Raw genomic sequence first — 11,120 nt, 5'->3', positions numbered from 1 at the left:
AACGAATCTGAATTAGAAAAAGGATTAGAAAAATGTCATATGATTTGGAGGCGAGTGTCAAAAAGCTGAGATGCATGATTAAGATTATTCATTTTTTTATTCATGAGTTATTATTGTTTTTAAATGAATTCATATACCCTTTGGGGAATCTTGATAAAAAAAAGAACCAAAAAAAATCAAGTCTGTTCTTACAAGTCGGTCAATAACGGCTACTCGCTAAATGCTTTAGAACATTCGCATATGAAATGCGAACATAAATCATTTTTAACGCTCACTACGCCGAATTGACGCTCGACTTTTCAGCAATGACGGGTTTGAATTCATTGTTTAAAAGGGATTTTAATATTAAAAAAGGATGAAAAACCGGCATTAAAACTCTCACGTTAAGAAAATGTTTGAATGTAACGTTAAAAAGGTTTTAGCCCGTAGGGTTTTTAAAATCTTTAGTGAAATGATAACATTTTTAGTAGAGAGGTTTACAGCCTTGACTTTTTTGTTTCGTTTTTGTGTCAAGACAAAAATGAAAGAATAATCAAAAATAAATTAGAATATCCAATCGACATCCTCTACAAATAAAACCCAGAATCCCCAGTAATCCTTTCCTTCGTGAATTTACGGAAAGCAATGAGATGTAGAATAAAACTCATCGGAAAAATACTCAGATAAAGCAACCAATCTACATTTTCATTTAGAATTATTGTTAAAAAAAAACAGACAATAAGCATCGAAAGTAAACCAATTGGAAATTGATGATTGATAAAAATATATTTGATTGGAAAAGTAATAATAATCGCTCCTAAACAACTTATTCCGTACATAAAATAGGTTGGATTTAGAAATATAGACATTGCTAAACAAGGTAAAATAAAGAGCAAACTATTTAGGCTAAAATCAATTTCATTCTTTAGTATATATTGTTTGTTGGATAATTTTGAACTTATAAAGTAAGCTAATTTCTCTGTTTTTTGAATATTTCCGAGAAGAAGAAAAAGAATTCCTACAATAGAAACGAGAAACAAATTCAGGTTATTTTCAATCAATCCTTGATACGAAATGTAATAGGCGCCAATAAAAATGAGATAATTAATTTTGAATCGTCTAAGTTGAACAATCGTCAAAACATCTAAAATTCGAAGTCTATTTTTCACCATTGGTTTACCAATTTTTCCATTATAAAAAGTGAAAAATAGAATGAAAGCAAAAATAACCGCTAAACTAATCATCCAACCAAAATGAATAGCCACAATAATGTTGAAAACATTAACAAGGATGAGGTCTATAAGATAAATGAGATAGGTTTTTCGGGGGGTGAATAAACCTTTTAAAAGTCCGAAATCTTTTCTGATATTCACTTGCTGACTTGCCATAAAACTAAAAAATAGAACAAGATATTCTTTATAATCGAAAGCAGGGAAACTCGGAAAACTACCATTCAATATTTTGAAAATAATGACAAAATAAAGGATAAAAGGTATCCAAAATTTAGACGAATCGTTGTAGGTTAATTGGCGAAAACGGTTGATATAAATGATTTTTAGCGTATATAGAATTTTATCCATGATCGATTGATTGCATAAACAAGTTCATAATATTTTCATTCTCAACTTCCGTGATTTGTTGCTCATTTACATAAAAAGTTTTAGTCAAATAAGGCGAAACAATTTCGATAATATGCGAAGAAACAAACACAATATTTTCCTTTGCTAATTCTCTAATTTTATGGAGTAAAACATAATTACTTTCGATATCTAAACCATTAAAAGGTTCATCGAAAATATAAATTTTATAATCATCAAATTGTAAAATAGTATTGACATATGCCTTTTTCAGTGTTCCTGTCGACATTGTTTTAAGTAAAACTTTTTCGTCAATATCAAAGATTCGAGTTGAATTTGAATTCTTTCTACCTGATACTTTTTGATAAAATTTATAAAATTCTTCTGCTGTCAAATATTCATAAATCATCGGTTCTGTTGCTAAAAATGCAACATCAGAAGGTTGTAGAATTTCATTGTTTAATCTAATTGTTCCTTCATAGGATTTCAAACCGCACAAGGTTTTTAGAAAAGTACTTTTTCCTTGTCCATTTCTCCCAAAAACGCCATACAAACCATTTGAATCTATTTTGAGATCGATCGCTTTCAAAATAACTTTATCTAAATCATAACTGATTTTTTCAAGATTAATTTCTAAAATTGGTTGAACCATTTTTACAGAGTTTTAGTGGAATAAAGATAAAAGTACTCGAATAATTTGTTATAAGTTGATTATCGGTTAAATTTGTAATCAAATTGATCAGAAATTATGATTGACCAAATCAAACAATATATTGAAGAAGTAAAAAACTTCCATTCAACAAATGCTGCTGAAATTGAAGAATTCAGAATTAAATTTTTAGGAAAAAAAGGAATTTTAACGGACTTGTTTACACAGTTCAAATCTGTTCCGAATGAACAAAAAAAGGAATTTGGTCAAGTTGTGAATGAATTAAAAACATTGGCAACAGAAAAATCAACTGTTCTTAAAAATGAAATCTCAAACGAAGGAAAAACTGATTCTTCTTTAGATTTAACGCGTCCTGGAGAGCCTTTTACATTGGGATCTCGTCATCCAATTAATATTACAAAAAATCGTATTATCGAAATTTTTAATCGCATTGGATTTAGCGTTTCTGAAGGTCCAGAAATCGAAGATGATTGGCACAATTTTACCGCGTTAAATTTGCCAGCGCATCACCCTGCGAGAGACATGCAAGATACATTTTTCATCGAAACTGATCCAGATATTGTGTTGCGTACGCATACATCTTCTACGCAGATTCGTCATATGGAGAAAAATCAACCACCAATGCGTTTCTTAGCGCCAGGTCGTGTTTACCGTAACGAAGCGATTTCGTCTCGTTCGCATATGATGTTCCACCAAATTGAAGGTTTGTATATCGACGAAGGTGTTTCGTTTGCAGATTTGAAACAAACTTTAAGTTATTTTACAACTGAGTTATTTGGTAAATCTGAAATTCGTTTACGTCCTTCATATTTCCCATTTACAGAGCCTTCTGCTGAGGTTGACGTATATTGGGGATTAGAAACTGAAACCGATTATCGTATGACAAAGGGTACAGGTTGGTTAGAAATTATGGGATGTGGAATGGTAGATCCTAACGTTTTGCGCAATGTAGATATCGATCCTGAAAAATATTCGGGTTATGCATTCGGTATGGGAATTGAGCGTATTGCGTTGTTGTTATATCAAATTGGGGATATCCGTTTGTACACAGAAAATGATAAACGTTTCTTAGAGCAATTCCAATCAGAATTATTTTAAGATTAATAAAATATAAAGACTAGAAGGAACTCAATTTGAGTTCCTTTTTTTATTTACTACCTTTATGTAAACAAATATTATTCATGAAAATACTCAATTCAAAACAGATAAAAGAATGGGATCAATTAACGATCAAACATCAAAATATATCCTCTTGGGATTTGATGGAGCGAGCTGTATTGAAATTGACTGAAAATGTAGTGAATGATATTCCATCTAAAGAATTACCAATTATTATTTTTTGCGGAAAAGGAAATAATGGAGGAGATGGATTAGGAGTTGCAAGAGAATTGAAAAAATTAGGCTATAAAACGTTGATTTATATATTGAAATCAGAGAATTATAGCGAAGATAATTTAAAGAATCAACAACTTTTTTGTTCTGATGATTTACATTTTTTTAATTTGAATGAAGAATTACAACTTCCTGAAAATTCAGTTATTATCGATGCTATTTTCGGGATTGGAATTAATCAACCTTTGCATGATGATTGGAATTCAGTCTTCAATCAAATAGAAGAGTCAAATCCGACGCAAATTATCTCGATAGATTTGCCTTCTGGTTTTATTGCTGATTCTCCTATGCAAAAATATTTTCCGTGTTGTAAATCAAATAAAACATATACTTTTCAGGTTCCTAAATTAGGTTTATTATTTCCTGAAAATCAGATTTACACTGATGAATTTATTTTATTAGATATTGGATTAGAACAGAATGTGAGTAATGAATTTGAGACAAATTATTATTTTATACAGAAAAATGATGTTCAGAAATTTCTAAAGAAACCAAGTAAGTTTTCGCACAAAGGTACATTTGGTCATATGTTGATAATTGGTGGAAGTTTAGGAAAAATAGGTTCAATTATTTTAAGTGCAAAAGCAGCCTTGAAGACGGGTAGTGGTTTGGTAACGACTTATACTCCTCAATGTGGATTAAATATTTTGCAAACAAATTTGATAGAATCAATGAGTTTGGTTGATGATTCAGAAAAACAAATTGAACATTTTCCTGAGATAAAAATTTATCAAGGAGTTGCCGTTGGAATGGGAATGGGAAAACACCCAACTACAGAAGCAAATTTTATCAATTGGATTAAGAATCAACAACAACCTTTGTTGATTGATGCTGATGCATTAAATTGTTTAGCTAATCAGAAAGATTGTTTTACGTTGATTCCACAAGATTCAGTTTTAACACCGCATCCAAAAGAGTTACAACGTTTAATTGGAGAATGGGAAAATGATTTTGAGAAATTAGAAAAAGTTAAAAAACTTGCTGTTTTTCATCAATTGACATTTATTATAAAAGGTTTTTATACTGCAGTTATTACATCCGAAGGTAAAATTTATTTCAATTCGACAGGAAATTGGGGAATGGCAACTGCTGGATCTGGAGATACGTTGAGTGGAATTATTGCGTCGCTAATTGGACAAGGTTATCATTCATCAGAAGCTTCAATTTTAGGTGTTTATATACATGGATTGGCGGGAGATTTGGCTGTAAATAATATTCATCCACATAGTTTAATTGCGTCAAATATTAGTGATTTTATCAGTGAAGCTTATTTTTATTTGGATTCGAATTTTTGAAAAAATAACAAAAAAACGGAACTCAATTTGAATTCCGTTTTTTGTTGAATATCTTTTCTAACTTGGTTTTGTCAATTTGTTGATTGTTGACTTCTACGAAATAATCTTGTTGCCAATTTTGAGTTTTCTCCGCTTGTTTATTTTCAGGTTTTACCCAATTGGGATAAACTCTAAAACCTCTTTTTCCTTCTTTTTTAATTGAGGTCAAAATATTCTTTTCAATTAAAATTGATTTCGGAAAAATATAAAAACCTAGTTTAGAATCATCTTCTGCAGCAATAATGTAATAATCAAATACATCATTTTCATCGAAAGGTTCGGTTTGTTTAGCTGTATTTCGTTTCCATAACGTTACAAATTGACCAACTTTTTTAGGCGTAATTTTCGCTTTTCTAAATTTTATAGAAAACTCATTAACATTGAAATTATAACCTATATATTCGTCACATTCTGCATCTTTTTCAAGAGTTGAAATGGATAAATTCATTGGTTTTAGAACAAAATCTTCGAATTTTTGAATAATTTCAGGCATTTATTTCAATTGTTGATAAAAGTATAAATCATAAGTTGGAAATAAATTTGGATAGAAAATCTTTCCTAAATCATTCAAAATAATATCTGGACGAAGAATTCCTTGCTCAAAATAATCATTCGAACCTTTTGCATTCATTCGTTTGTTGTAAGCGTACACATTTCCTTTCTTAAACGCATCAAACCACGCATAATTTGGATAAGAAGCTTTCATTTCTGCCAAGGAATTCACGTTTGTTACATTGACCCAATAATTTGCAGATTTTCCAGCTGCATAAACTTCTTCAAATGTTAAGCTCAAACTATTTTCACCTGTTTTATTCTTGAAAATATAATTTCCTTTTGCATCGTCAATCAATTTTGCTTGCAACAAATCATTTGTCGGAACGTACCAAATATCGCCATACATTGTATTCACAATTGTTGAAACATTACCTTGTGCTTTGGTTTGAATGATATTTTTGATCGAATCATAATTACTTTTAACCGTTTCTACACGTTTTTCAGCTTCTGTATCTTTTCCGAATAATTTTCCAAAAACCTTCAAATATTCAACTTGTCCTAACGGATTTTGCTCTTTGTATTCATCCAAATACAATACTTTTATCCCATTTTGTTCCAATTGTTGATGAAATTTTGCCAAAACAGGATTTGAATTTGCAATAATCAATTGTGGTTTATTTTTTAAGATAATTTCTGTGAATAATTCGTTTGAATTTCCAACTTTTAAGATTGATTTATTTGCAATTCCTTCGGCAATTTTAGGATTGTAAATAAAATCTGCATCGCAAACTCCTTTGATTAAATCAAGACTTTCTAATTGATCTAAAAACGTAACAGCAGACGAAGTTTCTACCATAACAGTTTTGATAGGCAAGTCTTTTTTATCAAATGAAATCGTATTTCCAGATGATTTTATCGTGATTGTTTCGTTGTTTTCTTCGATAGAAATATTTTTTGCAAACTGAAAAGTTGTATTTTCTTGTTCGGTTTTAACAGCTTCTTTCGACTGTTTACAACTACTAATGGCAAGAAGAACGAATGAGGTTAGAATAAATTTTTTTATCATTTGGATTGAATTTAGAGCAGGCAAGTTAAGAAATAGGATGAAATCATAAAAAAATATTTTTGTAAGCAATTGATTCGTTGTAAATTAAATTAATGTTTAGAATTTTTCTTAAAAAGATTAGGTTTTTACGATGAAAGTGCTGTATATTTGCATTCGAAAATAAAGGAAAATACTTTCAATTATTTCAAACGGCCGAGTGGCGCAACTGAATAGCGCACTTGATTACGGCTCAAGAGGTTACAGGTTTGAATCCTGTCTCGGTCACAAAAATGCTCAGCGGCAATCGTTGAGCTTTTTTTATGAATGTTAAATTCTATTGTTATCAATAAAAAAGTCCATCTACAAATTGTAAATGGACTTTTTGGATTTTTATTATTTCTTTCTGAAGTAAACTTCAATAGGAACTCCTTCAAAATTGAATTCCTTTCTCAATTGATTTTCGATAAATCGTTTGTAAGGATCTCTAATATATTGCGGCAAGTTACAGAAAAACGCAAATTGAGGCGTTTTTGTAGGTAACTGCGTTACATATTTGATTTTGATGTATTTTCCTTTTACTGCAGGTGGAGGTGTAATCTCGATAATCGGTAACAAGGTTTCGTTTAATTTACTTGTTTTGATACGACGACTACGGTTCTCGTAAACTTCGATAAATGTATCCACAGCTTTCAAGACACGTTGTTTTGTAAGAGCCGAGATAAACAACACAGGAACGTCTGTAAAAGGCGCAATACGTTTTAGAATAGCATCTTTGTATTCTTTCATTGTATTGGTTTCTTTTTCCAATAAATCCCATTTGTTGATTAAGATGACCACACCTTTTCGGTTACGTTCTGCTAAATAAAGAATATTCAAATCTTGTGCTTCAATACCACGTTCTGCATCAATTACTAAGACACAAACGTCACATTCTTCAATTGCACGAACCGAACGCATGACAGAATAGAATTCTAAATCTTCGCTTACTTTTCCTTTTTTACGCATTCCAGCAGTGTCTACCAAAACAAATTCGTGTCCAAATTTATTGTACAACGTTTCGATAGAATCACGTGTTGTTCCTGCGATATCGGTTACAATATTACGTTCTTCACCTAATAATGCATTGATTAATGTAGATTTTCCAGCATTTGGACGACCTACGATCGTAATTTTAGGTAAACCTTCGAATGGATCAATGTGTTGTTCTTCGGTAAAACAATCTACCACATCATCTAATAATTCACCTGTTCCACTTCCGCTCATTGCAGCGATAGTGTACATTTTTTCGAATCCTAAGTTATAAAACTCATAAGAATCTTCTAAATTTTTGTTGGTATCGACCTTATTCACAACTAAGAATGTAGGCTTCTTAGTGCGTCTTAAAAGGTTGCCAACTTCCTTATCCATATCCGTTAAACCAACTTGATTGTCTACCATGAACAAAATTACATTTGCTTCATCGATAGCTAATTCAACTTGCTTGCGGATCTCTTCTTCAAAGGTATCATCTGAACCAACGACATACCCTCCGGTATCGATTACGGTAAACTCTTTTCCATTCCAATCAGATTTTCCATAGTGACGGTCACGTGTAACACCAGAAGTGTCATCAACGATAGCTTGTCTTTTTTGGATCATTCTGTTGAAGAACGTAGATTTACCAACGTTTGGTCTTCCTACAATTGCAACTATATTTGACATTTTGCAAAGGTATAATTTTTAGAATTATTTTTTACATTAATTTTTTGATTGAGAAAGTATTGTAAATAAAAAAGGTTAGATAAACTCTAACCTTACTCCATTTTTATTTTACAACTTTAAGAAGTTCTTTTTCGGCAACCACTTTTCTAAGTCCGGAACTTGAGAAACGGTGGTCTCTTGAATTGTAATACAATTCGATTCCTTTTTCTTCACAATATTTACGTCCTGTGAAGTTTTTGTCTTGGTATTCAATCCCTAAAATACGCACATCGATTTTGAAAGATCTCAAAACGTCTTCCAAATCTTCTTCTGTTGCATAAGGCACAATTTCGTCAACAAATTTGCAACCTTTGAGCTGAATGTAACGCTCTACAACAGTTTGTGTCGGTTTGTTTTTTTCTGGTCGATCTAATGTTGGATCTGTTTGTAAACCTACAATCAAATAATCGCAATGTTGTTTTGCGTCTTCTAGCATTTTGATATGTCCCGCATGAAGCAAATCAAAAGCACTAAATGTAATTCCGATTTTCATAGTCAATTAGTATAGTCTTTTATAGTTAGTTTTTATTAATCTTCAGATGATCGGTTGTAATCATCTTCAATGCGAATGATGTCTTCTTCCCCAAAATACGTACCATGTTGAACTTCGATAAAAATTAGAGTCTCATTACCTATGTTCTGAATACGATGTTTTGCTTTTAATGGAATAATAACGACTTCACCTGCTTTGTATTCATATTCTTTATCATCAAGTGTTACCATTGCAGTACCCTGAACAATTGTCCAAACTTCTGCACGATGATTGTGGTATTGGTAAGACAAACGCCCGCCAACATTCACTTCTATTCTTTTTAATTTATATATATCGGTGTCCTCTAATACGTAGTACGAACCCCAAGGTCTATTTCCTATTTCCATGTTTTACGCAATTTACGGAATATTTAGATACAACTCTAAAATACTCGATGAATAAATTGTTATGTTCATTCAAAAAAAAAACCTCAAACACATGCCTGAGGTTTTATAAATGTGGTGGTGCCTCCAGGAATCGAACCAGGGACACAAGGATTTTCAGTCCTTTGCTCTACCAACTGAGCTAAGGCACCGTCATTTTGGATTGCAAATATAAGAAGGTTTGTTTTATATTTCCAAAATTATTTTTAAATATTTTCTATTAATTTTTTAAGGAATTGATTTTTATTCATTTATTTTTATAAAAATTACGAATTGGTAACAAATGGAATGGTCAATCACACTTTTGCACATCTGGAATTTTATCAAAGAATGGTATTGGGTTCCGCTTACCGTCCTTTATATAATGGTGATTGTTACTATTTTGATCGAAAATCGAAACCCTACTAAAACAATTGCATGGATACTGGTGATTGTTTTTCTACCGTTTATTGGAATAATCTTATATTTTTTCTTTGGACAGAAATTTAAAAAAGATGAATTTTTTAAACGTATAGATAAGAATCATCAAAAAATCATCAATGAAAAATGGGCTGAAATGGATCAATTTGTTCACGATGATTTAGATAAAGTAAATGCAAGAATTGGTTCTTTGTCACAGGTTTATCGTTATTTAAATAATGCAAGAGTTGCTTATCCTGCAACAAATAATAAAGTAAAGTTGTTGACAAATGGAGAAGAAAAATTTCCTCTTTTTTTGGAAGCTTTACGTGAAGCTAAAAATCATATTCATCTCGAATATTACATTTTTGATGAAGATCATATTGGAAATGAAATCATTGATATTCTGATTGAAAAAGCTAAAAATGGTGTAGAAGTTCGTGTAACTGCGGATGATTTTGGATCATCAAAACTGAATAAACATCACTCAAGATTTGATGGAACAGGTGTGGAGTTTCAAACATTTTTACCTGTTCGATTTTCTTCTTTAGCGAATTCTAATTACCGTAATCACCGTAAAATTTTGATTGTTGATGGTAAAAAAGCATTTTTAGGAGGAATTAACATTAGTGATAAATACATCAATCAAAATGGTGTAATAAGTCCAAATAATAAGATTTATTGGCGTGATACTTCTGTGATGATTGAAGGAGATTCTATCAATAGTTTGCAATTGCATTTTTACTTAAATTGGATGATGACGGAAGGCAAAAAGTATAATATTTCTGATTCAAATTATTTTTACAATTCTCAAAGTAAGATTTTTGAAGATGCTGCAACTGTTAGTTTCGGACTTTCTTCGCCTGGTAGTGATGTACATTCGGCAATGGAAGCGATGATTTTGGCAATTACTTTAGCGAAAAAGAAAGTGCAATTGTGTACACCATATTTTATACCAAGTGACGAATTTAAGACAGCGATGATGATTGCTGTTTCGAGCGGAGTAGAAGTGGAGTTGATTATCCCTAAAAAAGGCGATTCTATTGTGGTGCAACAAGCGTCATTATCATTCCTAAAACCTTTGATGAAGCGAGGTGTGAAGGTTTATTTGTACGAAAAAGGATTTATTCACGCCAAAACTATTACTGTCGATGATAAATTGGCTTTTATTGGAACAGTAAATTTAGATTATCGTAGTTTTATAATTAATTTCGAGATTACTTCGGTGATTGAAAATGCAACGTTATTGCAACAAATGAGTGCTCAATTTGATATAGATAAAGAGGATTCAGAATTATTAACTATTGAAAAGTGGGAAAATAGACCTTGGTATAACCGTGCGTTTGCATCGATTTGTAGATTATTAGCACCGATATTGTAAATATTTATTATATTTAATTTTAAATTAAGGTAATATGAAAAAGCTATCTTTATTATCAATTGGAAAAATTGCTATGGGTGCAGTTCTTGCATATGGTTTCCTAAATTTTATAGATCAACCAGATGTTATGATTGAATCTTTTAAAACTGGATTTTTAGAAGGAATCTTTGGAATGTAACGTCCTGAAAAAATG

Annotated in this window: 11 protein-coding genes and 2 tRNA genes; 5 read left to right on the top strand and 8 right to left on the bottom strand. The window is 31.2% G+C overall.

Going from position 1 to position 11,120, the window contains the following annotated elements; genetic code table 11:
* Nucleotides 1–566: 566 nt before the first annotated feature.
* Complete coding sequence (locus B4E95_RS08220; protein WP_291091079.1) at nucleotides 567–1,559, bottom strand: hypothetical protein; 993 nt, start codon at nucleotides 1,557–1,559, stop codon at nucleotides 567–569.
* Nucleotides 1,552–2,208, bottom strand: coding sequence for an ATP-binding cassette domain-containing protein (locus tag B4E95_RS08215; protein WP_180905602.1), 657 nt, complete (start codon nucleotides 2,206–2,208; stop codon nucleotides 1,552–1,554). The genes B4E95_RS08220 and B4E95_RS08215 overlap by 8 nt, the downstream gene beginning before the upstream one ends.
* 96 nt (nucleotides 2,209–2,304) lie before the next feature.
* On the opposite strand from B4E95_RS08215, the gene B4E95_RS08210 reads away from it, so the two are divergent.
* A complete protein-coding gene (locus B4E95_RS08210; RefSeq protein WP_038336503.1) occupies nucleotides 2,305–3,324 on the top strand; it encodes a phenylalanine--tRNA ligase subunit alpha in 1,020 nt (339 codons plus the stop codon).
* 83 nt (nucleotides 3,325–3,407) lie between these two features.
* Nucleotides 3,408–4,913 (top strand): NAD(P)H-hydrate dehydratase, encoded by a 1,506-nt coding sequence (locus B4E95_RS08205; RefSeq protein ID WP_291091078.1) that lies wholly within the window; start codon nucleotides 3,408–3,410, stop codon nucleotides 4,911–4,913.
* 22 nt (nucleotides 4,914–4,935) lie between these two features.
* On the opposite strand, the gene B4E95_RS08200 is transcribed toward B4E95_RS08205, so the two are convergent.
* Complete coding sequence (locus tag B4E95_RS08200; protein ID WP_291091077.1) at nucleotides 4,936–5,445, bottom strand: MepB family protein; 510 nt, start codon at nucleotides 5,443–5,445, stop codon at nucleotides 4,936–4,938.
* Nucleotides 5,446–6,513 (bottom strand): ABC transporter substrate-binding protein, encoded by a 1,068-nt coding sequence (locus B4E95_RS08195; protein ID WP_291091076.1) that lies wholly within the window; start codon nucleotides 6,511–6,513, stop codon nucleotides 5,446–5,448. It lies immediately after the preceding gene.
* A gap of 190 nt (nucleotides 6,514–6,703) precedes the next feature.
* Between B4E95_RS08195 and B4E95_RS08190 the strand changes: the two genes are divergently transcribed.
* A tRNA-Arg gene (locus B4E95_RS08190) sits at nucleotides 6,704–6,777 on the top strand.
* 108 nt (nucleotides 6,778–6,885) lie between these two features.
* On the opposite strand, the gene der is transcribed toward B4E95_RS08190, so the two are convergent.
* The 4 genes from der to B4E95_RS08170 all read right to left on the bottom strand — a co-directional run bounded on the left by der (nucleotide 6,886) and on the right by B4E95_RS08170 (nucleotide 9,299).
* Nucleotides 6,886–8,193 carry a ribosome biogenesis GTPase Der gene (gene der / locus B4E95_RS08185; protein ID WP_221854085.1) on the bottom strand — a complete coding sequence of 436 codons (1,308 nt, stop codon included), beginning with the start codon at nucleotides 8,191–8,193 and terminating at the stop codon, nucleotides 6,886–6,888.
* Nucleotides 8,194–8,296: 103 nt separating this feature from the next.
* Nucleotides 8,297–8,725, bottom strand: a complete 429-nt coding sequence (locus B4E95_RS08180) for an adenylyltransferase/cytidyltransferase family protein (RefSeq protein WP_180905607.1) — start codon at nucleotides 8,723–8,725, stop codon at nucleotides 8,297–8,299.
* Nucleotides 8,726–8,760: 35 nt separating this feature from the next.
* Nucleotides 8,761–9,111 carry a phosphomannose isomerase type II C-terminal cupin domain gene (locus tag B4E95_RS08175; protein ID WP_038336510.1) on the bottom strand — a complete coding sequence of 117 codons (351 nt, stop codon included), beginning with the start codon at nucleotides 9,109–9,111 and terminating at the stop codon, nucleotides 8,761–8,763.
* A 112-nt stretch (nucleotides 9,112–9,223) separates the two neighbouring features.
* Nucleotides 9,224–9,299 (bottom strand) — tRNA-Phe (locus B4E95_RS08170).
* Nucleotides 9,300–9,430: 131 nt separating this feature from the next.
* Here B4E95_RS08170 and cls point away from each other — a divergent pair.
* Together cls and B4E95_RS08160 are read left to right on the top strand one after the other, a co-directional pair.
* Nucleotides 9,431–10,927, top strand: coding sequence for a cardiolipin synthase (cls, locus tag B4E95_RS08165; RefSeq protein ID WP_291091075.1), 1,497 nt, complete (start codon nucleotides 9,431–9,433; stop codon nucleotides 10,925–10,927).
* Between the two features lie 34 nt (nucleotides 10,928–10,961).
* Nucleotides 10,962–11,105, top strand: coding sequence for a hypothetical protein (locus B4E95_RS08160; RefSeq protein WP_291091074.1), 144 nt, complete (start codon nucleotides 10,962–10,964; stop codon nucleotides 11,103–11,105).
* Nucleotides 11,106–11,120 lie beyond the last annotated feature (15 nt).

Origin of the sequence: Empedobacter sp. UBA7494 (assembly GCF_002478465.1) — a bacterium.
Classification (GTDB): domain Bacteria; phylum Bacteroidota; class Bacteroidia; order Flavobacteriales; family Weeksellaceae; genus Empedobacter; species Empedobacter falsenii_B.
Note: the sequence above shows the minus strand (reverse complement) of the source record. Positions and strands in the feature narration are given on the sequence as shown.

What these genes read in the sequence shown, in the direction of transcription:
- B4E95_RS08180 (WP_180905607.1), bottom strand. Translation starts at nt 8,725, where the DNA reads ATGAAAATCGGAATTACATTTAGTGCTTTTGATTTGCTTCATGCGGGA.
- B4E95_RS08200 (WP_291091077.1), bottom strand. Translation starts at nt 5,445, where the DNA reads ATGCCTGAAATTATTCAAAAATTCGAAGATTTTGTTCTAAAACCAATG.
- B4E95_RS08175 (WP_038336510.1), bottom strand. Translation starts at nt 9,111, where the DNA reads ATGGAAATAGGAAATAGACCTTGGGGTTCGTACTACGTATTAGAGGAC.
- B4E95_RS08160 (WP_291091074.1), top strand. Translation starts at nt 10,962, where the DNA reads ATGAAAAAGCTATCTTTATTATCAATTGGAAAAATTGCTATGGGTGCA.
- cls (WP_291091075.1), top strand. Translation starts at nt 9,431, where the DNA reads ATGGAATGGTCAATCACACTTTTGCACATCTGGAATTTTATCAAAGAA.
- B4E95_RS08195 (WP_291091076.1), bottom strand. Translation starts at nt 6,513, where the DNA reads ATGATAAAAAAATTTATTCTAACCTCATTCGTTCTTCTTGCCATTAGT.
- B4E95_RS08210 (WP_038336503.1), top strand. Translation starts at nt 2,305, where the DNA reads ATGATTGACCAAATCAAACAATATATTGAAGAAGTAAAAAACTTCCAT.
- B4E95_RS08220 (WP_291091079.1), bottom strand. Translation starts at nt 1,559, where the DNA reads ATGGATAAAATTCTATATACGCTAAAAATCATTTATATCAACCGTTTT.
- der (WP_221854085.1), bottom strand. Translation starts at nt 8,193, where the DNA reads ATGTCAAATATAGTTGCAATTGTAGGAAGACCAAACGTTGGTAAATCT.
- B4E95_RS08215 (WP_180905602.1), bottom strand. Translation starts at nt 2,208, where the DNA reads ATGGTTCAACCAATTTTAGAAATTAATCTTGAAAAAATCAGTTATGAT.
- B4E95_RS08205 (WP_291091078.1), top strand. Translation starts at nt 3,408, where the DNA reads ATGAAAATACTCAATTCAAAACAGATAAAAGAATGGGATCAATTAACG.